Here is a 22,038-nt window from a genome sequence, read left to right on the forward strand (position 1 = left end):
GTAAGTCTGGTGAAGGTGCGGTGGTTCAGGGGTCTTCCGGGGCTACGGGAGCTGCCGGCGTCAGGAGTGGAACGGCAGCCCGGCGTCGGCCACCAGGTCCAGGTCGTCGGTGTCCTCCGGAGGCAGCAGGCTGGCCGTGCCGTCGGTGACCGGGACGACGCCCAGCTCGAGCAGCTCGGCCATGGCGGCGCTGCCGGCCATGTCGCGGACCTGGAGCTGGTAGCGGGCCGTGGTGCGGTACGTGCCGCCGTTGTCGTCGCCGGTGCGCTGGAGGAAGCCCGAGTCGGTGAGGAAGGCCAGGGCCTTCGCCACGATGCCGGTGGTGGAGGCGGCCGGCCGGCGGGCGTCCTTGGTGGCGCCGGTGGCGCTGCGCCGGGCCCAGATCCGCCAGGCGGCCTCCAGGCCGGGCGCGTCGGTCGCCGGGTCGGTGTTCTCGCCCTGTTCCTCGGCGCGCTCCTCCAGGCGACGGCAGGCCTGGCGGACGAAGGTGTCGACGCCGTTGACGGTGACCCGGCCGATGTAGGAGTCGTCGGCGAGGTCCTCCGGGCGCGGGAACGCGAGCGCGGCGGTGGCGAGATGGGCGAGCCCGTGCAGGAAGCGGTCGCCGGAGTCGGCGGCGGTGCGACGCGCGTAGTCGCCCATGCGGACGGCGAACACCGAGTCCTCGGCGGCGGTCACGGCCATGCCCGCGCGCGGGGACACCTCCAGCACGACGAGTCCGAGCCCGGCGGCGACGGCGTCCGCGAGCCGGGCGAACGCCGGTTCGTCGCGGTAGCGGCGCAGCAGCTCGGTGTACTCCTGGTCGCGCGCGGGCGCCAGCTTGGGCTGGAGCCCGAAGGCGACGAGCCGCGCCGCGTCGGCGGCGTCGGCGGGGGTGACGGCGGAGCTCGCCGGCGCGGCGGCAGGCTCGGGCTCACTCCACTCGACGTGCTCGGTCACGGGTTCGGCTCCTTGTCGCACTCTTGCTCACTCATGCTGCTTCCGTCCGGTCCGCCGCCATCCCGGCGGCGTCCAGCAGGGCGGTCCCCACGATCAGGTCCGCCCCGCCGAACTCGGGATCGTCCAGCTCGGTCCCGTCGTCCACGGCGAACAGCAGCTTCTGCTCGCCCTGCCGGTAGGCGGTGCCGACGGCCGGGCTGGCCGCGTGGACCGCCAGCAGGGCCACCAGGTAGGCCAGATCGGGGTCGCCGGTGCGGCGGGCTTCGGCCAGCAGCCCGGACAGTCTCCGCGGCGCGTCCGCCGGCAGGTCCAGCAGCTCCATCGCGGCGGCCAGCTGCTCCTCGCTGAACCGGCTGTCGTCCGGAGTCGCGATCAGGTCGGGCTCGGGCATCTCCGCGCCGAGGTGCTCCCGCTCCACGGGCGGCGTCAGCAGTATGTCGACGAGGTCGCCGACCCGCACCGACACCGGCGTGCGCAGGCCCGTGCCCTGCGCGAAGAACGCGTCCGTGACGCGGATCGCCTGCTCCAGGGGCAGCGGCAGGACGGGGGCGACGAGATGCCCGTAGAGGTCTATCCCGGACGTCGTCGCCGGCGCGGCGAAGGCCTGCCGGTCCTGTTCGGCGCGGAACAGCGGGCCGGCCTCCAGCAGGCGCGACTGGAGCTGGGTGTGCCGCCGGATGCAGTCCTTGACGATGTCGACCAGTTCGGCGGCGCGGCGCTTGTGCTCGGGGTCCTCGGTCTCGTCGCGGGCCTTGCGGATGTTGGTCAGGATGGCGTTCTCGTGGCGGTAGCGCTCGGCCACGTGGTCCAGGGCCTCGGCGATCATGTCGGGGACGGCCTTGAGCCAGTCGACCGCGCGGACGTTGCGCCGGGTGGCGTCCAGGGCCCGGCGGAGCGTCTCGGAGTACTGCACCGTGCGGTAGCGGGCCTGCTCGGCGGCGAGCTGGGCGTCGGCGAGCCGGCCGCGGTTGATCAGCACCTCCAGCTTGACCTCGGCGGCGATCTGGGCGCTGGTGACGTCGGTGTCGAGGGCGCCGACCAGGACGTTGACCGCCTCGTCCGTCGTGCGCAGGTAGACCGTGCCGCCCGGGCCCGGGACCTCCTCGATCAGCTTGAAGTCGTAGTCACGCCGGACGTACGTGCCGTCCGGTGCGAAGGTGCCGTAGACCGCGCGGAAGCCGCGGTCTACGCTGCCGACGTTGATCAGGTTCTCCAGGACCCAGCGGGCCACGCGCTCGTGCTCGGCGGCGGGCCGGTGCGGGGCCTGGGCGGCGATGCGCGGGACCAGCCGGGCCACGATCTGCTCGTGGTCGGCGCCCGTGTCGAAATCCATGTTCAGCGTGACCAGATCGATGGCGGCCAGCGCCACCTCGGCCATCCCGTACACCGAGTACTCGCCTGCCAGGTTGGCCTTGCGCGCGTCCAGGTCGTGCAGCGGCGCGGTGCAGGCGAGCGCGCGCAGCCGACGCGCCAGTCCCTCGTCGGCGGCCGGACCCGGAGCCGGGCGCGGCCCCGCGCTGAGCTGGGGCGGAACGCTGTCCGTCGATGCAGGCGAAGTCACGGTGCACAGACTAGGTCCTGGGTCTGACATCGGCCCAAACGACTCAGAAGCGACGGCCGTCACAGAAGCTCAAGAGGAGCTGATCGCGTCCTCGCCCACCCGTCGCCGGTACACCTCGACGACCCGCTCCAGTGAGTCCGCGAGATACGTCTCCAGCAGCCGTTCCGCGCCGCGCCGGTCCCCGGCCCGGAGCGCCTGGAGGATCTGGCCGTTGCGGGCGAGGTACGGCTCGTGCAGCCGGCGCGGGTCGTCCACGACGTGGAAGGCCAGGCGCAGCTCGGCGAAGACGCTGCGCATCAGCTCGTCGGTGCGTTCGCTGCCGGCCAGGGCGACGAGTTCCCGGTGGAAGTGGATGTTGGCCGTACCCAGCCCTTTCCAGTCATTCTCGGCGGCCGCCGTCCGCCCTTCCTCGACCGCCGAGATCAGCCCTCCCAACCGGTAGGGCGGCTCCCCCAGGCCGCGCACGACGGCGCACTCGACGAGGGAGCGTGTGCGGTAGATGTCCTCCACGTCCTCGACGGTCAGGACCCGGACGAACACCCCGCGGTTGAGCTCGTGGATCAGCAGACGTTCATGGGTGAGCAGCCGGAACGCCTCGCGCAGGGTGTTGCGGGAGACGCCGAGCGCCCCGCCGATGCTGTCCTCCGAGAGCCGGGTGCCAGGCGGGAAGTAGCCCTCGGAGATGCGGCTTCTGAGGATGTCCGAAACCCGCTCCGCGGTGCTCGTACGGCCCAGAAGGACACGGTCGCCGGCCAGTCCCGTCAGCTGCTCTGCCATGCCCGGAATTCAATCGCAGACACCAGAACGAAACAACACGGGTATTGAAGGATCGTTGAACGATCCCCTACGGTGCTCCGCACGGCTCGACCCCAGCACCCTCCGTCCCCTTGTCTGCGAGGTGCCCATGAGCACGACCCCGCCGCCCAAGTCCGCGCCCGCCTCCGACCTAGGGCAGGCGCGTGGCGAACGCGCCCCCGAGGACGGCGCGTTCGGCTGGCTGCACGCCCTCGGCCCGAGCGGCCGGCGTGCGTTCGCCGGTGCTTTCGGTGGATATGCCCTGGATTCGTACGACTATTTCACCCTGCCGCTGAGCATGGTGGCCCTCGCGGCGTACTTCGGCCTGGACAGCGGCCAGACCGGCCTGTTCACCACCGTCACCCTGGTGGTCTCGGCGGTCGGCGGCGCCGCGGCGGGTGTGATCGCGGACCGGGTGGGCCGGGTCCGGGCCCTGATGATCACGGTGATCACCTACGCCGTGTTCACGGTGGCGTGCGGCTTCGCGCCCACCTACGAGACCCTGCTGGTCTTCCGTGCCCTCCAGGGGCTCGGTTTCGGCGGCGAGTGGGCGGTCGGCGCGATCCTGGTCGCCGAGTACGCGAGCGCGCGTCACCGGGGCCGTACGCTCGGCGCGATCCAGAGTTCCTGGGCCGTCGGCTGGGCTCTGGCGGCGATCGTCTACACGCTGGTCTTCTCCTTCGTCGGCGAGGACCTGGCCTGGCGGGTGATGTTCTGGACCGGCGCGCTGCCCGCGCTGCTCGTGGTGTGGCTGCGCCGCCGGGTGCACGACGCTCCCACGGCGACGGCGGCCCGCGAACAGGTCCCGGAGCGGGGCTCCTTCGCGGCGATCTTCCGCCCGGCCCGGGAGGGCACCCCGGGCCTGCTGCGCACCACGGTCTTCGCGAGTCTGCTGTCCACGGGCGTGCAGGGCGGCTACTACACGCTGGCGACCTGGGTGCCGACGTACCTGAAGTCGGAGCGCGGCCTGTCGGTCGTCGGCACCGGCGGCTATCTGACCTTCCTGATCTCCGGTGCCTTCCTCGGCTACCTGACCGGCGGGCACCTGACCGACCGGCTCGGCCGGCGCACCAACATCTGGCTGTTCGCGGCGCTGTCGGCGCTGTGCATCCTGGCGTACGCGAACATCCCGCACGGCGCCGACACCCTGCTGCTGGTGCTCGGCTTCCCGCTCGGCTTCTGCATGTCGGCCATCTTCAGCGGCTTCGGCTCCTATCTGAGCGAGCTGTACCCGACGGCGGTGCGCGGCACCGGGCAGGGCTTCACGTACAACACGGGCCGCGCGGTGGGCGCGGTCTTCCCGACCCTGGTGGGCTTCCTCGCGGACAGCTGGGGCGTCGGCGGAGCGCTGGTCTTCGGCGCGATCGGCTACGGCCTCGCCGCGCTGGCGCTGCTCGGGCTGCCGGAGACACGCGGGAAGGAGCTGGCGTGACGCGGGTGAAACGTACCGAGGACCCTCCCGTCACCACGGTCGACGCCCACGCGCACGCGTGGAGCCCGAAAACCGCGCGGGCCCGTTTCCGCGAGGGCCTGGCCGGCCCCACCGCCGGAGTCACGGCGGGGCACGCGCAGGCCCACCTGATCGCGGTGCCCGCCGACCGGTCCTACGACATGCTGCCGTACCGGCTGGTCGGCATCGACTGAGGCCACTTCCGAGCGCCCGCACGCGTCATTTCGCACGAGAACCGGAGACACGACGACACCATGACCGCGATCGATCTGAACGCCGACCTCGGCGAGGGCTTCGGCCGCTGGCGGCTGACCGACGACGAACAGTTGCTGTCCGTCGTCACCAGCGCAAACGTGGCCTGCGGCTTCCACGCCGGGGACGCGGCCACCATGCGCCGGGTGTGCGAACTCGCGGCCGCGCGCGGGGTGACGATCGGCGCGCAGGTCTCCTACCGGGACCTCGCCGGCTTCGGCCGGCGCGCGATGGATGTGCCACCCGCCGAGCTGGCCGCGGAAGTGGCCTACCAGATCGGCGCCCTGGAGGTGTTCGCGCGGGCGGCGGGGGCGCGCGTGGCGTACGTGAAGCCGCACGGCGCCCTCTACAACCGTGTGGTGCACGACGAGGAGCAGGCCGCCGCCGTGATCGAGGGCGTGCGGCTGGCGGACGCGGCGCTGCCCGTGCTGGGCCTGCCCGGCTCGCGGCTGCTGGAGCTGGCCGGGAAGGCGGAGCTGCCGGCCGTCACGGAGGCGTTCGCGGACCGCGCGTACACCGACGAGGGCACGCTGGTGCCGCGCGGCCGGGAGGGCGCCGTGGTGACCGACCCGGACGCCGTCGTGGAGCGCTCGGTGAGCCTCGCACGGTCCGGCGCGGTCGTCGCGCACTCCGGCGTGCGCATCCAGATGCGCGCCCGGTCGCTGTGCCTGCACGGCGACACGCCCGGCGCGGTCGGGCTGGCCCGCCGGGTGCGCGAGCGGCTGGTGGCGGCGGGCGTGCGGGTGGAGGCGTTCGCGTGAGGGTGCTTCCCGTCGGCGACGACGCGCTGCTCCTCGAAGTGGCCTCGGGAGCGGAGGCGCAGGCCCTGCACGCTGAGCTGGTACGCCGCCGCGCCGAGGGCACGCTGACCGTCCGCGAGATCGTCCCGGCGGCCCGTACGGTCCTGCTCGACGGGCTGGACGACCCGGCCCGCCGGGCGGCGGAACTGACCGCCGCACCGGTGCCGCAGGTGCCCCCACGCGCGCGCGAGCTGGTCGAACTGCCCGTGCGCTACGACGGCCCGGACCTCGCGGCGGTCGCCGCACAATGGCAGGTGCCCGAGCGGGAGGTGGCCCGCATCCACGCGGGCACCGAGTTCACGGTGGCCTTCTGCGGCTTCGCCCCAGGCTTCGGCTATCTCACCGGGCTCCCCGACCACCGGCACGTACCGCGCCGCGCCACCCCGCGCACGGCGGTCCCGGCCGGCGCCGTGGCGCTGGCCGGGCCGTACACGGGCGTGTACCCGCGCTCCTCGCCGGGCGGCTGGCAGCTGATCGGTACGACGGACGCGGTGCTGTGGGACCACGCGCGCGTGCCGGCCGCGCTGCTGGCACCGGGGACACGCGTGCGGTTCGTACCGGTGGAGGACGCATGACAGCCCCCTGCGCGCGCGTGGGCGTCGTACCCGCGCGCAACGCCGCATGCGGGGAGGGCGCATGACCGACCGTGCGCTCGTCGTGGTGCGCGCCGGGGCGCTGACCACCGTGCAGGACCGCGGGCGCCCGGGGTACGCGCATCTCGGCGTGCCCCGCTCAGGGGCGCTGGATCCGTCCGCGGCGGCGCTGGTGAACCGGCTCGTCGGGAACCCGCCGGACGCCGCCGTCCTGGAGACCACGCTCAACGGCTGTGCGGTGCGCCCCCGTTCGACGGTGACCGTCGCGGTCGGCGGCGCGCCCTGCCCCGTGACGGTGGGCGGCCGCCCGGCCGCCTGGGGTGCCCCGGTCGTGGTGCCGGCCGGTGAGCTGCTGGAGGTGGGCGCGGCCACGGCCGGCGTACGCGGCTACGTGGCCGTCTCCGGCGGTGTCGCCGTGGAGCCCGTGCTCGGCAGCCGCGCCACCGACCTGCTGTCGGGCCTGGGTCCGGCCCCGCTCGCGGACGGCATGGTGCTGCCGCTGGGGGCGCCGGGCGGGCCTCCCGCGCGCGTGGACGGCGCACCGCAGCCGGGTCCGCCGGCCGAACTCGTGCTGCGGGTGGCGGCGGGCCCGCGCGAGGACTGGTTCACGGCGCGGGCGGTCCGGGATCTCACCACGCGCGGGTACCGGGTCTCCGCGGCGAGCAACCGCATCGGCCTGCGCACCGAGGGGCCCGCGCTGGAGCGGGCCCGGACCGGTGAGCTGCCCAGCGAGGGCATGGTCCTCGGCGCGGTCCAGGTGCCACCGGACGGGCGCCCGGTGGTCTTCCTGGCGGACCATCCGACGACCGGCGGCTACCCGGTGATCGCGGTGGTCCGCGCCGCCGACCTGCCGGCCGCCGCGCAGGCGCCGCCGGGCACCCCGCTCCGGTTCGTGCCGGTGCGGCGCCGCTGAGCCTCGGTGCCGACACGCATACGGGTGTTGTCGCCGTGCCGTACGTGCCCGCGTCGCCTTCGACCTTTCCGCCCGGGGAACGCCTATGAGCGTCGGGCTTGCACACCCGCGCAGTTCAGGCGGCCGTCATGGCCGCCTGACCTGCGGGTCACCCGGTGTTCACACGGCGGGCGGCCGTCTGCCCGGGCGGAGATGCGGTGAGGTCAGCCGAGGGCGGCGTCCGGTCCGAAGCGGCTTCGTACGGCGGTCTGCACCTCGGCCTCCTCGGCCGGATCGGCGGCCAGGCGGCGCAGCCGCTCCACGACCCGGGTGTCGCCGGTCTCGGCGTGCCGGGCGGCGAGTTCGCGGGTGGTCTCCTCGCAGTCCCACAGACATTCGACGGCGAAGCCGGTGGCGAAGGAGGGGTCGGTGGCGGCCAGCGCGCGGGCGGCACGGCCGCGGAGGTGGGAGGAGGCCGTCTCGCGGTAGATGTGGCGCAGGACGGGGGCCGCGCAGGCGATGCCGAGGCGTCCGGTGCCGTCGACCAGGGTCCACAGGGTGGGTGCGTCCGGCCCCTCGCCACGTACGGCCTCGCGGAGGGCGCCGAGGACCAGGTCGCGGTCCTGGGTGCCGCCGCGGCAGGCGAGCATGCGTCCGGCGGCGGCGCCGAGGGCGTCGGGGCGCTGGGCCCAGCCACGCGCCCGGTCGACGGCGGCGACGCTGCGCATGCGTTCGAAGGCGTCGACGGCGGCCTCCACGACGACCGTGGAGCCGTCGGCCACCGCGGCCTCGATCAGGTCGAGGGCGTCGCGATCATTGCTGTCGGCGAGGTAGCGCAGTGCGGTGCAGCGGGCTCCGTCGATGCCGTTCCGGGCGGCCTGGAGGATCTCGGGCCGGTCCTCGGGGCCGGCTACGGCGACCAGGCAGCGGGCGGCGGGCACATGGAGGGCGGCGCCGCGGTCCATGCCCTGCTGGGCCCACTCGAAGACGGCACGCACGCTCCACCCCGGCCGGGGCCCGGTGGGTCGCATCTGCCGCTGCCAGCGGTCGAAGCAGCCGGTCTCCTGAGCGGCACGCACACGCGTGGCGATCGATTCCCGCGGGTCGTCGGCCCACAGCCGCCAGGGCCGTGGCTCGAAGGCGTCGCGTACGACGGCGGCCAGTTCGGCCTCGCCCTCGGGGTCGGTGGTGAAGCGGGCCAGGACGGGGGCGGCGAGGGCGCGCAGGCCCGCGTCGTCGTCCCTGAGGGCCAGCTCGTCCAGGGCCCAGGCCCAGTTGGAGCCGTGCGCGGCGTACCTGCGCAGCAGTGCGAGCGCGTCGCGCCGGCCGTAGGAGGCGAGGTGCCCGAGCACGGCCAGAGCCAGGCCGGTGCGGGACTCGTCGGTGTCGAGGATGTCCTCGGGGTCGAAGAGGTGCGCCTCGATGGCGTCCAGCTCGCCGTTCAGGTCGAGGTAGAGCCGGGCGTAGTAGAGGGAGCGGTTCTCCACCTGCCAGTCGTGGCGGGGGTCGCGCAGCACACAGTGGTTCAGCGCCGCGAGCGCTTCGGCACGCGGAGCGGTGAGCGCGTGCAGCGTGCCGTCGCCGCGACCCCTCTGGAGCAGGCCGAGCAGCGTACCGCTGGGCGCTATGACCGGATCGAACATGGGAAACAGCCTCACATCAAGCGTCGACACAACCGGGAAACACGCATTACCTGGCCGCGTGACACAACGTCGGAGCGCCCGCCGTCTCTTGCTTGCTGAAGCCCATCTCTCTCTGCCTCTCGTCGGTGGCCCATGCGGACCGCATCACGGCCCGCGCGGTGCGGCAACACCTGCCCAGCCATCGCGTCCGTGAATCACGTCGTCATGATGACCCGCGGTGTGTGCTGCCGCGACCGTATTTCCGGCGGCCCTGTACCGCCTCCCCCGTTTTCCGTGTCGACCTGGTCAGGACACTCGGCTCAGTGCGCGCCGAACAGTTCCAGGAGTTCTGTCTTGCCGAACATCCGGGCCGTGTCGACGGCCGACGGCGTGCCGGCGGAAGGATCGGCTCCGCCTTCCAGGAGAGCCTTGATCACGTCCGTCTCACCCTTGAAGACGGCACCGGCGAGCGGGGTCTGGCCCCGGTCGTTGACCTGGTCCGCCGCCGCGCCGCGCGCGAGCAGCGCACGTACCGCGTCGGCGTGGCCGTGATAGGCGGCGAGCATCACCAGGGAGTCGCCGCGGTCGTTGGTGAGGTTGGCCGGAACACCCGCGTCCACATACGCCACGAGCGCCTCGGTCTGCCCCTGCCGGGCCAGATCGAAGATCTTGGTCGCCAGCTCCACGACCTCGGGGTCGGGGGCTTCACTCATCGGCCGGACCACCTCTTCCTTGCGCATCCGGGAACTGCTTCGGGGACTGAGGGAGCGTACGGCAGCGAGCGGAACGCAGCCGTACGAGTGAATCGCCAGCGTACTGGCTCTCGCGGCACATGACCCGATGTGCCCGAGGTAAAGATCACCAACACACCCCGCCGAAGGCAACAGACCTGGTCAACCGGGTGCACACCGCTTCCGCCGGTTGAGGGAAATCAACCGATTTTCACCCAGTTGCACCTTTAATCGTATGGATACATCCTGTGATCCTGGAAGAACTCATGGTGACTGTCCCCCACCTTCGACACCAGGAGGCCCGAAATGATCCTCTCCCTCTCAGGCGTGCTGCTGCTCGGCATCGTCGTCTTCCTGTTCTTCCGCAAGGACGGGCTGAAGGGCTCGCACGCCACGGTGTCGGCCCTGTTCGGCTTCTACCTCTCGACCACAGGCATCGCCCCGGGCATCAAAGCCGGAGGGGAGAGCCTGGCCAGCCTCCTAGGCGGCATCAAGTTCTGATCCCGCCCGTCCCGCCCGTACGCACCACCAGGAGACAGCAGTGGCCCGGCGCCCTCTCCCCCGCATTCTGAGCAAGGACAGCGCCCAGATCGCCCGGACGCAGATCGCCCGGAGCAGGGAGCTGGCCCGGACGGCGGCCGACAGCGCCACCGACGTCCTCCACCCGCTGATCACCGTCACGCGCGGACTGCGCCGGCTGGCCTCGGCCGGGCGGCGCAGGTGGGCGGACACGCCCAAGGACAAACGCGGGCCACTGCTGTTCCTGGTGGCCTCGGTCATCCTGGTCGTGGCCCTGGTTCCGTACGGACCGCTGCTCGCCGCCATCACCGTGATGGCGGCGGCGGGCTGGCAGGGCCGCGACCGCACCCCGTCGGCGCCCGAGGGGCCCGACGAGTCCCAGACCGAACGGCTCCAGGCGCTGTACGAGGCGCTGGTGCCGTACTTCTCCGCCCCCGAGGACCCGACGCCGCTGTACGCGCACGGCGGGGAGTGGGAAAAGGCCTTCGCGGTGCACGAGTTCGACGACTCCGGGCGCTTCGGGCACCTCGTGATCCGCTACCCCGCGTACTTCCCGGACGGCGAGCCCGCGGCCCGCGCGCGGATCGAGCAGTTGCTCACCGTGAAGGCCGGGCGGGGCCGCGAGTACCACTTCGCGTGGGACGAGGAGGGCAACCAGCTCACGGTGACCGTCCTGCCCCCGCTGCCCGCCGACATCCCCGCGCAGCACTTCGTCACCGCGCCCGGCGAGACCGTCCTGGGCTTCACCGACCCCAGCGAGGTGCAGCGCACGCTCCCCCTGTCCTACGGGGAGGAGGAGATCGACGTCCCGCCGGTCGTCTGGCGCACCGGCATCCGCTCCACCGAGCCGCACCTGCTGGCCCTGGGCCACCCCGGCAGCGGCACCTCCACACTGCTGCGTTCCATCACCCTCCAGGCCCTCCGCCACGGCGATGTGCTGATCGTCGACGGCGGCGGCACCGGCGAGTACGCGTGCCTGACCGGACGGGACGGCGTGCTGGCCGTGGAGTGCGCCCTCGCCGGGGCGCTGGCCAGCCTGGAGTGGGCCGCACAGGAGACCGAGCGGCGGCTCATCGCGATCAACCTGGCCCGGCAGGCGGGCGACCCGCCGCCCGCGGACACCCGGCGCCCGCTGTGGATCATGCTGGACCGGCCGAGCGTCTTCGCGCACCTCGCCGCGGCGGACGGCCGCAAGGACCCGCAGACGCTGCTCCAGGTGCCGCTGCGGCACGGCCGCGCGGCGAACGTGACCGTGGTCGTGGCCGAGCAGCTCGACAGCGCGGAGACGTTGACCGACGCGGTACGGCAGCACACGCGCGCGCGTGTCGTGCTCGGGCATGCGGCGGCGCAGCAGGTGGAGGCGGTGCTGGGAGTGCCGCCGCACACGACGCCGCTGACGCACGTGCCGCCCGGGCGGGGGTACGCCCGGCTGGGGTCCGGTCCGGTGTACCGGCTTCAGGTGCCACGGACGCCGGATCCGTACGACGACGCCACGAGCGATGCCGACCGGCAGGCGGTGCTGGAACTGCTGCCGCCCCGGACCGGCGCCGGGGTCGCGGAGCCGACGGATCTTTCGAAGCCGGCGGCGGAGAAGCCGGCGATGCCTGCGGAGGCCTTGGCGGCGGAGCCTTCATAGCCCCTGTGCTGCGGCTGGACGAGGGGGGTCCCCCACGACACCCCTCTACGCCACAAACGTACGAGGAGACTCCCCCGCCCCCGTCGCCCCCGACTCCACCAGCCGAGCCGCGGCGGCCAGCCGTGCCACCGCCTCATCCGCCACCGCTCCCCCGACGGTGAACGGAAGCCGGACATAGCCTTCGAAGGCGCCGTCGACGCCGAAGCGGGGGCCGGACGGGACGCGGACGCCGGTCCGTTCGCCCGCTTCCGCGAGGCGGGAACCGGAGAGGCCGCCCGCGCGGACCCAGAGGGTCAGGCCGCCCCGGGGCACCTCGAACTCCCAGTCGGGCAGCTCGCGGCGGAGGGCGGCCACCAGGGCATCGCGGTTCTCGCGGGCCTGGGCGCGGCGCAGTTCGACCGCCTGCTCCCAGCCCCCGGTGCTGAGGAGCCAGGTCACGGCGAGCTGTTCCAGGACGGGCGTGCCCAGGTCGGCGTACGCGCGCGCCGCGACCAGGCTGCGGATGACGTCCGGCGCCGCGCGCACCCAGCCGATGCGCATCCCCGCCCAGAACGCCTTGCTGGCCGAGCCGACCGTGATCACCGTGGAGCCGGCCGGGTCGAACCCGCAGACCTGCCGGGGCATCCCGCCGTCCCGGAACTCCTCCTCCAGCCACAGCTCCGTCATCGTCTCGTCGGCGACGAGCACCGTGCCGGCCGAGCGGGCCGCGTCCACCAGCCGGCGCCGCTGGTCCTCGTCGGCGAGCGCTCCGGTGGGGTTGTGGAAGTCGGCGACCACGTAGGCGATGCGCGGCGCGGCCTCGCGCAGGATCTGGCGCCAGCGGTCCATGTCCCAGCCGGACAGGCCCTCGGCCATCGCGACGGGGACGAGGCGGGCGCCGGCCTCCCGCATGAGCTGGAGGATGTTGGCGTAGGACGGGGACTCGACCGCGATGCGCTCGCCGCGGCCCGCGAAGAGGTGGCAGATCGCGTCGATGGCGCCCATCGCGCCGGTCGTGACCATGATCTGTTCCGGCATGGTGGGAATGCCGCGCGCGGTGTAGCGCTCGGCGATCATCGAGCGCAGGGCCGGCAGTCCGGCCGGGTAGTCGCCGTGCGTGTGGGCGTACGGCGGCAGTTCCTCCAGGGCGCCCCGCACGGCCCGGGTGAGCCACGGCTCGGGCGCCGGGAGCGAGGCACAGCCCAGATCGATCACCGAGCCGAGGGCCTCCGGGGGCAGCGGTTCCAGACCGCGGGCCGGGATCGGGTTGCCGGCCGGTACGGCGGTCCAGCTGCCCGATCCGCGCCGTGATTCCAGGAAGCCCTCGCTGCGCAGCGCCTCGTAGGCGGCCGCGACGGTGGTGCGGCTGACGGAGAGGGCCAGGGCCAGTTCGCGTTCCGCGGGGAGGCGGGCGGCGACCGGGACGCGGCCCTCCAGCACGAGCAGCCGGATGCCGTCGGCGAGGGCGCGATAGGCGGGGGGACGCCGGGTGCCGGGGCCGGCCGGACGGTCCTGCTGCGAGTTGAGGAGCCGGGCGAGCTGCGCGGCCCCCACGGCCGAGGTCCACTGCGCCATGAAGATCAGTCCACCTTCCCCGAATTGGCCATGGATGGCGATTCATCCCAAGCCACAGAGTGTCATGCGTCAGGCCACCGCCACCACCCAGGGGGTATGTCGTGTCCACTCGGGGCCACCTCGGACACCGGTTGATCCAGCTGTACGCCGGACTCGCGCTCTATGGAGCGAGTTCGGCGCTGCTCGTGGCGGCGGGGCTGGGGCTGGAGCCCTGGAACGTGCTGCACCAGGGGCTCGCGGAGCTGACCGGGCTGAGCATCGGGGTCGTGTCGATCGTCGTGGGCGCGGCGGTGCTGCTGCTGTGGATCCCGCTGCGTCAGCGGCCCGGGCTCGGCACGGTCTCCAACGTCTTCGTGGTCGGCCTCGCCATGGACGGCACGCTCGCACTGCTCCCGGACGCCCGTTCCCTCGCCGTACGCGTCCCGCTGCTGCTCGCGGGAATCGTGCTGAACGGCGTGGCGACCGGCCTGTACATCGCGGCGAGCTTCGGGCCGGGTCCGCGCGACGGGCTGATGACGGGCCTGCACCGGCGCACCGGCCGGTCCGTCCGGCTGATGCGGACGGCGATCGAGGTGGGGGTGGTGGTCACCGGGTTCCTGCTGGGCGGCACCATCGGCGTGGGCACCGTGCTGTACGCCGTGTCCATCGGCCCGCTGGCGCAGGTGTTCCTGCGGGTGTTCGCCCTGCCGTCGGCACCGGCGGGCAGCACGGTCGTTGCCGTCGCGACACCGGAGCGAGCCATACTGCGTCCGTGAGCCTCACGACACCGCCCATACGTCACCCGTACCTGGACCACCCCGGCCCGATCGCCTTCGCCCACCGCGGCGGGGCGGCCGACGGCCTGGAGAACACCGTGGCGCAGTTCCGGCGCGCGGTGGAGCTGGGCTACCGGTACATCGAGACCGATGTGCACGCCACGGCGGACGGCCTGCTGGTTGCCTTCCACGACGCCACCCTGGACCGGGTCACCGGCGGGGCGGGCCGGATCGCCGACCTGCCGTGGGCGGAGATGCAGCACGCGCGCGTGGGCGGCCGAGAACCGGTACCGCTGTTCGAGGAGTTGCTGGAGACCTTCCCCGAGGTGCGGTGGAACGTCGACGTCAAGGCGGAGCCCGCGCTGCGCCCGCTGCTGGAGCTGATCGAGCGCACGGACGCCTGGGACCGGGTCTGCGTGGGCTCCTTCTCCGAGGCGCGAGTGCTGCGGGCGCAGCGACTGGCCGGTCCCCGGCTGGCCACCTCGTTCGGCACGCGCGGAGTGCTCAACCTGCGGCTGCGCTCGTGGGGGCTGCCGGCCGCGGTGCGCCGGTCGGCCGTGGCCGCGCAGGTTCCCGAGGCCCAGTCGGGCGTGCCCGTGGTCGACCACCGCTTCGTCCGCGCCGCCCACGCGCGCGGACTCCAGGTGCATGTGTGGACCGTCAACGAAGCGGAGCGGATGCACCGGCTCCTGGATCTGGGCGTGGATGGCATCATGACCGATCACATCGACATGTTGCGCAAGGTCATGGAGGACCGCGGCGTCTGGGCCTGACCGCCCGGCCGCCTCGGCCGGAGCCTTCGCAGTTGAACGGGGAAGCGAGGGCACGGGTGAGCACCGACACCGTGCGTACACAGGCGGCCGACCAGGCCGGCCTCAAGCGGGAGCAGCGCGGCTGGTACGTCTACGACTGGGCGTGCTCGGTCTATTCGACGAGCGTCCTCACGGTGTTCCTGGGCCCGTACCTCACCTCGGTCGCCGAGCACGCGGCGGACGGCGACGGCTATGTGCACCCGCTGGGCGTCCCGGTCCGCGCGGGCTCCTTCTTCGCCTACTCGGTGTCCCTGTCGGTGGTCCTGGCGGTCGTGCTCATGCCCCTGGTGGGCAGCGCGGCCGACCGCACGGGCCGCAAGAAGCCGCTGCTCGCCGCGGCGGCCTACACCGGTGCGGCGGCGACCATGGGGATGTTCTTCCTGGACGGCGACCGGTATCTGCTCGGCGGGGCGCTGCTCGTCGTGGCCAACGCGGCGCAGTCCGTCGCGATGATGCTCTACAACTCCTACCTGCCGCAGATCGCCCCGCCCGAGCAGCGCGACGCGGTCTCCTCCCGGGGCTGGGCCCTCGGGTACGCGGCGGGCTCCCTGGTCCTCGTCGCGAACCTGGTGCTGTACTCGGCGCACGACTCCTTCGGCCTCTCCTCGACCGCCGCGGTCCGCGTCTGCCTGGGCTCGGCGGGCCTGTGGTGGGGCGCCTTCACGCTCGTACCGCTGAGCAGGCTGCGCGACCGCCACACGCGCGTGGAACGCGCCACGGCGCCGGGGCTGCGCCAGCTCGCGGCGACGGTCCGCGACATGCGCCGGCACCCGCTGACGCTGGCGTTCCTGCTGGCGTACCTCGTCTACAACGACGGCATCCAGACGGTGATCACCCAGGCCTCGGTCTACGGCTCCGAGGAGCTGGGGCTCGGGCAGTCGACCCTCATCGTGGCGGTGCTGCTGGTGCAGGTACTGGCCGTGGCGGGGGCGCTGGCGATGGGCCGGCTGGCGCGGACCTACGGGGCGCAGCGGACGATCCTCGGCTCGCTGGTGGCGTGGACGATCACGCTGGCGCTGGGCTACTTCCTGCCCGCGCACACGCCCGTGTGGTTCTTCGTGCTGGCCGCCGGGATCGGCGTGGTCCTCGGCGGCAGCCAGGCGCTGTCCCGGTCGCTGTTCTCCCACCTGGTGCCGCCGGGCAAGGAGGCCGAGTACTTCTCCGCGTACGAGGTGAGCGACCGCGGAATGAGCTGGCTCGGGCCGCTGCTGTTCGGCGTGACCTACCAGCTGACCGGGAGCTACCGGTCCGCGATCGTCTCGCTCGTGGCCTTCTTCGTCCTGGGTTTCGCCCTGCTCGCCCGGGTGCCGGTTCGGCGGGCGATCGCGGAGGCGGGCAACCCGGTTCCGGAAAAGATCTAGCGCCGATTTAGCACTCGGCGTGAAAGGGCGGTAGTGTACGCCTTTGGCCTGCCAGGCGTACCGTTACTGCGCGTCAAAGATGCCGAAACGCTGGGTGACATCTGCTAGCAGATGTGACAAACCGGGCGCCTGTGGGTAGAACAAGGGGCGGCTACGACGGCGACGCATGACCCGGAACGGGAATCTTTACCGCCGACCGGACGTTGACCGGATGACGACGACAGCGACACCTGTCCTGTGGGCGACAAGCCCGGGAGGCACGATTCATGAGTGAGCGAGCTCTTCGCGGTACGCGCCTCGTGGTGACCAGCTACGAGACGGACCGCGGTATCGACCTGGCTCCGCGCCAGGCCGTGGAGTACGCATGTGAGAAGGGGCATCGCTTCGAGATGCCCTTCTCGGTCGAGGCGGAAATTCCGCCGGAGTGGGAGTGCAAGGTCTGCGGGGCCCCGGCACTCCTCGTTGACGGCGACGGCCCGGAGGAGAAGAAGGCCAAGCCCGCGCGTACCCATTGGGACATGCTGATGGAGCGACGCACCCGTGAGGAGCTCGAAGAGGTCCTCGAGGAGCGTCTGGCGGTGCTGCGTTCGGGCGCGATGAACATCGCGGTCCACCCGAGGGACAGCCGCAAGAGCGCGTAACGCGCACAACAGCACGAGTAACCGCGGGCGCCGTACGTGAAGACGTACGGCGCCCGCGGTTTCTTGCGTGCGGCCCGGACCGTGCGGCCCGGGGCGGGTCGTGCCGTTCGGCCGCCCGCCCGGGCCCGGCAGGTTCAGTGGGTGAGCGGGGGCCGCGGCTCACGCGGCTCCGAGCGGTCCTCCCTGATGACCTCGCCCTGCACCACCTTGCCGTCGGGCCGGCGGATACGCGCCTGCTGGAAGGCATCGCCCAGGCTGCCAGGGGCGGCCTGGCGCAGCCTTCTGTCCAGGGCGTTCTCCGTGAAGCGGCTCACCGCCTTCTGGACCGGCGGCAGCAGCAGGAGCAGACCCACCACGTCCGAGACCAGACCGGGGAGTATCAGCAGCAGGCCGCCGAGCATCATCAGGCCGTTGCCGCCGCCCCGGGCCGGCGAGCCGCCCTGCTGGAGCGCCTCGTTCAGGCTCTGGAAGGCGCGGCGGCCCGCCCGCTTGATGATCACGGAGCCGGCCACGAGGCCCGCGACGAGCAGCAGGAACACCGCGAGACCGCCCGCCGCGTCCGCGACCAGGGTCAGCAGCCAGATCTCCAGCACCAGCCACGCGACGATGCCCAGCGGCAGATACCTGCGCAGCCTGGAGCGCCGGCGGCGGGCGGTGTACGGAGAGGTCGGAACGCCAGTCGTCATGCTCCCAGTGTGCCTGGGCGCGGCTCAGCGCGGGATAAGGGAGTGATCAGCCGGACTCTCCACGGCTGCTAGTCGTGCTTGTCCTTGCCGGTGAGCTTGCCGAGGCGGTCCCCGACGCCCCAGGCGGTGACCCGCCACAGCGCCTCGACCACGATGTCCCGGCTCATCTTGGAGTCGCCCAGTTCACGCTCGACGAAGGTGATGGGGACCTCGACGACGTGGTAGCCGGCCTTCACCGCGCGGCGGGCCAGGTCGACCTGGAAGCAGTAGCCCTGCGAGGCGACCTCGCCGAGGCCGAGGCCCTCCAGGGTCTCGCGGCGGAAGGCGCGGAAGCCGCCGGTCACGTCCCGGATCGGCACGTCGAGCATGAGCCGCGAGTAGGTGGAGCCGCCCCGCGAGAGGAACTCCCGCGACTTGGGCCAGTTCACCACCCGGCCGCCGGGCACCCAGCGGGAGCCGAGGACCAGGTCGGCGCCCTTGAGGGCGGTGAGCAGCCGGGGCAGCTCCTCGGGCTGGTGGGAGCCGTCGGCGTCCATCTCGATCAGCACGCCGTAGTCGCGCTCGATGCCCCAGCGGAAGCCCGCGAGGTAGGCGGCGCCCAGGCCCTCCTTGCCCTTGCGGTGCAGCACCTGGACGTGGTCGTCCTCGGCGGCCAGCTCGTCGGCGAGCTTGCCGGTGCCGTCGGGGCTGTTGTCGTCCGCGATCAGTACGTGTGCCTCGGGGACGGCCCTGCGCACCCGGCCGACGATGGCCTTGATGTTCTCCGCCTCGTTGTAGGTGGGGATGATCACCAAGGCCGTGCCGAGCGGGCCGAACTGCCTCCCCTGGGCCTTGGCCGCGAGGGTCCCGTCGCCGTCGTTCACTGCTGCCCCTTCATGTCGTACGCAGGGGTCCACCATAGTGGCCGCGGCCTGGGAAGACGTGACAGCTCGTGCGTATGGTGGTGTCGATTCCACAAGAGCGGGGTAAGAGTGAGCTTTTCGGCCACTCGCCGCCGCCCTCCCGGCACCTTCGTACCACGACGGATGGGGGCCCGGCGCCCTTCGGGCCGACCTGGGACCCGCTGGCTGCGGGTCGACCGAAAGCCGTTGTCTACTGAGCGCCCGGGCCCCACCCGGGTCACACCTGGCCGACCAGCTCGAACGTTCCCTCGCGGGCGCGGGCGCTGAGCCTGGCTCCCAGTGGCGGTGCCCCGGTGCGGCACACCGTCCCTGACCCAGCGGCGCTGCGACGCGTCGTCTGAACGTCCCCCGGTCGGGCGTCCGGTGGTGGACTCGGACGAACCTACCGGCCCCCGGCCGCCGACTGTCAACAGCCGTCTGACCTGGCTCGACGGTCGCGGCGATGCGGACGGTGCGGAGGATGCGCAGGTCGGGCGGCGGGGCCGCGGCGGCCGGGGCCCGCCGCGCCACCCCGGGAGATCACTCGCCCGGCCGTACGAACACCGTGCGCCCGCCCACCACGGTGCGCAGGCAGACCGGCAGGTCGCGGCCCGGGGTCAGGTCGGGCAGGCCGGGAGTGCCGGAGCGCGGGTCGGTCGACCAGCGCGCCACCCGGTCGTCGGGGGCCTGCACGATCAGCTCGTCGGTGCGCCAGACGGCGTAGTCGGCGGGCGCGCCCGGAACCAGGACGCCCGCGTCGTCCCGTCCGACGGCCCGCCAGCCGCCGCGGGTGTGCGCGGTGAACGCGGCCCGCACGGAGATCCGGTGCTCGGGGGTGTGGTGGAAGGCGGCGGCGCGCACCGTGCCCCACGGGTCGAGCGGAGTGACCGGGCTGTCGGAGCCGAAGGCGAGCGGTACGCCGGCGCGGAGCAGCGCGGCGAACGGGTTGAGGGTACGGGCCCGCTCGGCCCCCAGACGCCGGGCGTACATGCCCTGCTCGCCGCCCCACAGCGCGTCGAAGGCGGGCTGGACGGAGGCGATCAGGCCCAGTTCGGCGAAGCCGGCGACGGTCTCGGGGGTGAGCATCTCGGCGTGCTCGACGCGGTGCCGGGCGGCGCGGATCCGGGCGAGGCCCACCTTCTCGGCGGCGGCGCGCACCCCTTCGACCACGGCGGCGACGGCGGCGTCGCCGATGGCGTGGAAGCCGGCCTGGAGACCCGCCTCGGTGCAGGCCACGACGTGCGCGGCGACGGCGTCGGCGTCCAGGTAGGCGGTGCCGGTGTGGCCGGCGTCGGCGTACGGCTCGTGCAGGCAGGCGGTGTGCGAGCCGAGGGCGCCGTCGGCGAAGAGGTCGCCCGCGGCGCCGGCCGCGCCCAGCTCGCGGGCCTTGGCCACACCTTCATCGGCCTGCTCGGCCCAGTATCCGACCACCCGCGGGCCCGGCACCTCGGCCGCGAGCCGCAGCAGGCCGGTGAAGTCGTCCTCGGAGGAGATCTGCGGGCCGCCGCACTCGTGCACGGTGCCGATGCCGAGGGAGGCGGCGTGGGCCAGGGCGGTGCGCTGGGCCTCGGCGCGCTGGGCGGGGGTGACGGCGGCGAGGGCGGCCGCGCGTACGGTGTGGTGGGCGTCCCGGGTGAGCGGGGCGTCCTCGCGCGGGACGTCGCCGGGGACCAGGTCGAGCAGGGCGGTGGTGACGACCGCCGAGTGGACGTCGATGCGGGACAGGTAGAGGGGGCGTCCGCCGGTGGCCTCGTCCAGCTCCGCGCGGGTCGGCGGGCGGCCGCCGGGCCAGCGGGCCGCGTCCCAGCCGTGGCCCAGCAGGACCCGGTCGTCGGGGCGGGCGGCGGCGAACTCGCGGATCCGCGCCAGGGCCGCCTCCAGGGAGGCGGTGCCGGACAGGTCGAGGCCGGTCAGGGCCAGGCCGGTGGCGGTGGTGTGCACATGGGCGTCGGTGAAGGCCGGGGTGACCAGGGCGCCGTCGAGGTCCACCACCTCGTCCACGCCGTCGGCGAAGGCGTCGGCGGCACCCTCGGAGCCGACCCAGGCGACCTGGCCGCGCTCCACCACCATCGCGGTGGCGAAGGGGTCGGCGGGGCTGTGCACCTCCCCGCGGCGCAGGAGGACGGTCTGGGGCTCGGCGGACTGCTCACTCATGAGGCACAGTCTCTCGCGCGCGGGGGGCGCGCCGGGCACCGGGGCGGCCGGTTCAGATCTTCGGGGGACGCGCCTCGTACGGGGTCGACAGCACCACGGTGGTGCGGGTGGAGACGCCGGCCAGCGAGCGCAGCCGGGCCAGCAGTTCCTCCAGCTCGTGCGGGGTGGCCACACGCACCTTGAGGATGTAGTTCTCGTCGCCGGCCACGCTGTGGCAGGCCTCGATCTCGGGGACGCCGGCGAGGCGGTCCGCGATGTCGTCGGGGGCGCTGGGATCGAACGGCTTCACCGAGATGAACGCGGTCAGCGGCAGCCCGACGGACTCGGGGTCGACCACCGCCGCGTAGCCGCGGATGACGCCACGCTGCTCCAGCCGGCGCACCCTCTGGTGCACGGCCGATGTGGACAGGCCCGTGGCCTTGCCCAGGTCTGTGTAGCTCATCCGCCCGTCCTTGACGAGCAGCTGCACGATCTGACGGTCCAGCTCCTCCATGCCGCCACAACCTACAGTGCACCTGATCTCCTCGGATACCCGAGAGGCGCAGGTCACTCCGCGTTCGCCGGAAAGACCACCGGGACGGGCACCTGCATGCGGCATGTGACGAACACCACACACCCCGAACAGGCTCCGTGATGTTCTCGTGATTACCGCCGAGACGGGACGGGAAGTGCTTGCTGTGGTCGAGGCCGCAGAGCCTTACGGCCCAGCCTTAGGGGGAGTTTCCATGCAGAGTGTCAATCGCCCTGTCCGGTCCGCGTCCATGAACCGGCAGCCGGTCGCCGAGCCCGAGCCGGAGGGCGTCGAACCCGACGCCTTCGACGAGGAACTGGACGCCTACGACACCTTCGAGATGTACCGGGTGATCTGCCCGGACTGCGCGCAGCCGATCGCGCTGCTGGCGGACGAGGAGTTCCTGCCGGAGCACGCGCTGTGTGCCTCGCCGTGGAACCCGTTCGGGCTCACGGTGTGCGCGGGCACGGGCCGTTCGGCGACGGACGCCCGCCCCGCGGACGAGTCCTTCGAACCGCAGGAGCAGGACACCGCCCTGCTGCTGACGCTCCCCCAGGGTCTGGACTGGCGGACGCAGCCCTTCTCGCACGTCGGCGGCCCGGGCTCACGCCCGATGCGCGTGCCGGCGATGCGCCGCCAGGCGGCCTGAGCGGCCTCACCGCATCCAGTACGTGCCCTGCACCATGGCGCGCAGGCCGCCATGGTGCAGGACCGGCGTGTCCGGATCCGCCGGTGCGGCGCCGGTCGCGAGGTCGCGGGAGAAGCGGTGCAGAGAGACGGTCCAGCCGAGGTCGACCTCGCGCGGGGCGCGCGTGCCGCCAGGTCCCAGTCCGGCACCAGAGCGCTGCGTCGGCCGCCGACACCCCCTGGACGACGGTCGGCTGACAGTACGT

The 22,038-nt window shown here is 73.1% G+C and carries 21 protein-coding genes and 1 pseudogene; 12 read left to right on the forward strand and 10 right to left on the reverse strand.

The annotated features are described in order from the left end of the window. Window positions 1-60 precede the first annotated feature (60 nt). The 3 genes from ACZ7DL_RS13670 to ACZ7DL_RS13680 all read right to left on the reverse strand — a co-directional run bounded on the left by ACZ7DL_RS13670 (window position 61) and on the right by ACZ7DL_RS13680 (window position 3,277). Window positions 61-939, reverse strand: a complete 879-nt coding sequence (locus tag ACZ7DL_RS13670) for a hypothetical protein (protein WP_470774131.1) — start codon at window positions 937-939, stop codon at window positions 61-63. 31 nt (window positions 940-970) lie between these two features. Beyond that, entirely contained in the window at window positions 971-2,500 is a 1,530-nt protein-coding gene (locus tag ACZ7DL_RS13675; protein ID WP_470774132.1) for a hypothetical protein, read from the reverse strand. Between the two features lie 69 nt (window positions 2,501-2,569). Continuing rightward, window positions 2,570-3,277 (reverse strand): GntR family transcriptional regulator, encoded by a 708-nt coding sequence (locus tag ACZ7DL_RS13680; RefSeq protein WP_470774134.1) that lies wholly within the window; start codon window positions 3,275-3,277, stop codon window positions 2,570-2,572. 127 nt (window positions 3,278-3,404) lie between these two features. On the opposite strand from ACZ7DL_RS13680, the gene ACZ7DL_RS13685 reads away from it, so the two are divergent. The 5 genes and pseudogenes from ACZ7DL_RS13685 (at window position 3,405) to ACZ7DL_RS13705 (ending at window position 7,303) form a co-directional block, all read left to right on the forward strand. Beyond that, window positions 3,405-4,727: an MFS transporter gene (locus ACZ7DL_RS13685; RefSeq protein ID WP_470774135.1), complete on the forward strand. Its 1,323-nt coding sequence runs from the start codon at window positions 3,405-3,407 to the stop codon at window positions 4,725-4,727. Window positions 4,728-4,732: 5 nt separating this feature from the next. After that, a pseudogene (locus ACZ7DL_RS13690) lies at window positions 4,733-4,912 on the forward strand (hypothetical protein); the annotation flags it as partial. An 87-nt stretch (window positions 4,913-4,999) separates the two neighbouring features. Beyond that, window positions 5,000-5,758: a LamB/YcsF family protein gene (locus ACZ7DL_RS13695; protein WP_470774136.1), complete on the forward strand. Its 759-nt coding sequence runs from the start codon at window positions 5,000-5,002 to the stop codon at window positions 5,756-5,758. Continuing rightward, window positions 5,755-6,372, forward strand: a complete 618-nt coding sequence (locus ACZ7DL_RS13700; RefSeq protein WP_470774138.1) for a 5-oxoprolinase subunit B family protein — start codon at window positions 5,755-5,757, stop codon at window positions 6,370-6,372. The genes ACZ7DL_RS13695 and ACZ7DL_RS13700 overlap by 4 nt, the downstream gene beginning before the upstream one ends. A gap of 61 nt (window positions 6,373-6,433) precedes the next feature. Continuing rightward, on the forward strand, window positions 6,434-7,303 hold the full coding sequence (locus ACZ7DL_RS13705; RefSeq protein ID WP_470774139.1) for a 5-oxoprolinase subunit C family protein: 870 nt from the start codon (window positions 6,434-6,436) through the stop codon (window positions 7,301-7,303). A 203-nt stretch (window positions 7,304-7,506) separates the two neighbouring features. Here the strand turns inward: ACZ7DL_RS13705 and ACZ7DL_RS13710 are convergent, their stop codons facing one another. Beyond that, window positions 7,507-8,925: a HEAT repeat domain-containing protein gene (locus tag ACZ7DL_RS13710; protein ID WP_470774141.1), complete on the reverse strand. Its 1,419-nt coding sequence runs from the start codon at window positions 8,923-8,925 to the stop codon at window positions 7,507-7,509. A gap of 299 nt (window positions 8,926-9,224) precedes the next feature. Further along, window positions 9,225-9,617 carry an ankyrin repeat domain-containing protein gene (locus ACZ7DL_RS13715; protein ID WP_470774143.1) on the reverse strand — a complete coding sequence of 131 codons (393 nt, stop codon included), beginning with the start codon at window positions 9,615-9,617 and terminating at the stop codon, window positions 9,225-9,227. Window positions 9,618-9,941: 324 nt separating this feature from the next. Between ACZ7DL_RS13715 and ACZ7DL_RS13720 the strand changes: the two genes are divergently transcribed. Next, window positions 9,942-10,136, forward strand: coding sequence for a hypothetical protein (locus ACZ7DL_RS13720; RefSeq protein WP_470774145.1), 195 nt, complete (start codon window positions 9,942-9,944; stop codon window positions 10,134-10,136). 40 nt (window positions 10,137-10,176) lie between these two features. Further along, on the forward strand, window positions 10,177-11,790 hold the full coding sequence (locus tag ACZ7DL_RS13725; RefSeq protein ID WP_470774147.1) for a P-loop NTPase family protein: 1,614 nt from the start codon (window positions 10,177-10,179) through the stop codon (window positions 11,788-11,790). Window positions 11,791-11,835: 45 nt separating this feature from the next. Here the strand turns inward: ACZ7DL_RS13725 and ACZ7DL_RS13730 are convergent, their stop codons facing one another. Then, the gene (locus tag ACZ7DL_RS13730; RefSeq protein WP_470774149.1) at window positions 11,836-13,344 is read right to left on the reverse strand and encodes an SCO1417 family PLP biosynthesis transcription factor; all 1,509 of its coding nucleotides are present in this window, start codon (window positions 13,342-13,344) and stop codon (window positions 11,836-11,838) included. Between the two features lie 101 nt (window positions 13,345-13,445). Between ACZ7DL_RS13730 and yczE the strand changes: the two genes are divergently transcribed. From yczE to ACZ7DL_RS13750, 4 genes are all read left to right on the forward strand, one after another. Continuing rightward, window positions 13,446-14,099 carry a membrane protein YczE gene (yczE, locus tag ACZ7DL_RS13735; protein WP_470774151.1) on the forward strand — a complete coding sequence of 218 codons (654 nt, stop codon included), beginning with the start codon at window positions 13,446-13,448 and terminating at the stop codon, window positions 14,097-14,099. After that, window positions 14,096-14,872 carry a glycerophosphodiester phosphodiesterase gene (locus ACZ7DL_RS13740; protein WP_470774153.1) on the forward strand — a complete coding sequence of 259 codons (777 nt, stop codon included), beginning with the start codon at window positions 14,096-14,098 and terminating at the stop codon, window positions 14,870-14,872. The genes yczE and ACZ7DL_RS13740 overlap by 4 nt, the downstream gene beginning before the upstream one ends. 56 nt (window positions 14,873-14,928) lie before the next feature. Further along, window positions 14,929-16,272: an MFS transporter gene (locus ACZ7DL_RS13745; protein ID WP_470774155.1), complete on the forward strand. Its 1,344-nt coding sequence runs from the start codon at window positions 14,929-14,931 to the stop codon at window positions 16,270-16,272. A 266-nt stretch (window positions 16,273-16,538) separates the two neighbouring features. Then, window positions 16,539-16,913 (forward strand): RNA polymerase-binding protein RbpA, encoded by a 375-nt coding sequence (locus ACZ7DL_RS13750; RefSeq protein WP_009187548.1) that lies wholly within the window; start codon window positions 16,539-16,541, stop codon window positions 16,911-16,913. A 134-nt stretch (window positions 16,914-17,047) separates the two neighbouring features. Here ACZ7DL_RS13750 and fxsA read toward each other — a convergent pair whose 3' ends face one another. The 4 genes from fxsA to ACZ7DL_RS13770 all read right to left on the reverse strand — a co-directional run bounded on the left by fxsA (window position 17,048) and on the right by ACZ7DL_RS13770 (window position 21,127). Continuing rightward, window positions 17,048-17,599, reverse strand: a complete 552-nt coding sequence (gene fxsA, locus ACZ7DL_RS13755; RefSeq protein ID WP_470774157.1) for an FxsA family membrane protein — start codon at window positions 17,597-17,599, stop codon at window positions 17,048-17,050. Between the two features lie 68 nt (window positions 17,600-17,667). Continuing rightward, window positions 17,668-18,462, reverse strand: a complete 795-nt coding sequence (locus tag ACZ7DL_RS13760; RefSeq protein WP_470774159.1) for a polyprenol monophosphomannose synthase — start codon at window positions 18,460-18,462, stop codon at window positions 17,668-17,670. A 558-nt stretch (window positions 18,463-19,020) separates the two neighbouring features. After that, the gene (locus ACZ7DL_RS13765) at window positions 19,021-20,634 is read right to left on the reverse strand and encodes an amidohydrolase (RefSeq protein WP_470774161.1); all 1,614 of its coding nucleotides are present in this window, start codon (window positions 20,632-20,634) and stop codon (window positions 19,021-19,023) included. A gap of 52 nt (window positions 20,635-20,686) precedes the next feature. Beyond that, window positions 20,687-21,127: an Lrp/AsnC family transcriptional regulator gene (locus ACZ7DL_RS13770; RefSeq protein WP_470774163.1), complete on the reverse strand. Its 441-nt coding sequence runs from the start codon at window positions 21,125-21,127 to the stop codon at window positions 20,687-20,689. 232 nt (window positions 21,128-21,359) lie between these two features. Between ACZ7DL_RS13770 and ACZ7DL_RS13775 the strand changes: the two genes are divergently transcribed. Then, entirely contained in the window at window positions 21,360-21,794 is a 435-nt protein-coding gene (locus ACZ7DL_RS13775; protein ID WP_470774165.1) for a hypothetical protein, read from the forward strand. Window positions 21,795-22,038: the final 244 nt, after the last annotated feature.

The sequence above is a fragment of the Streptomyces sp. NPDC036984 genome (genome assembly GCF_055607665.1).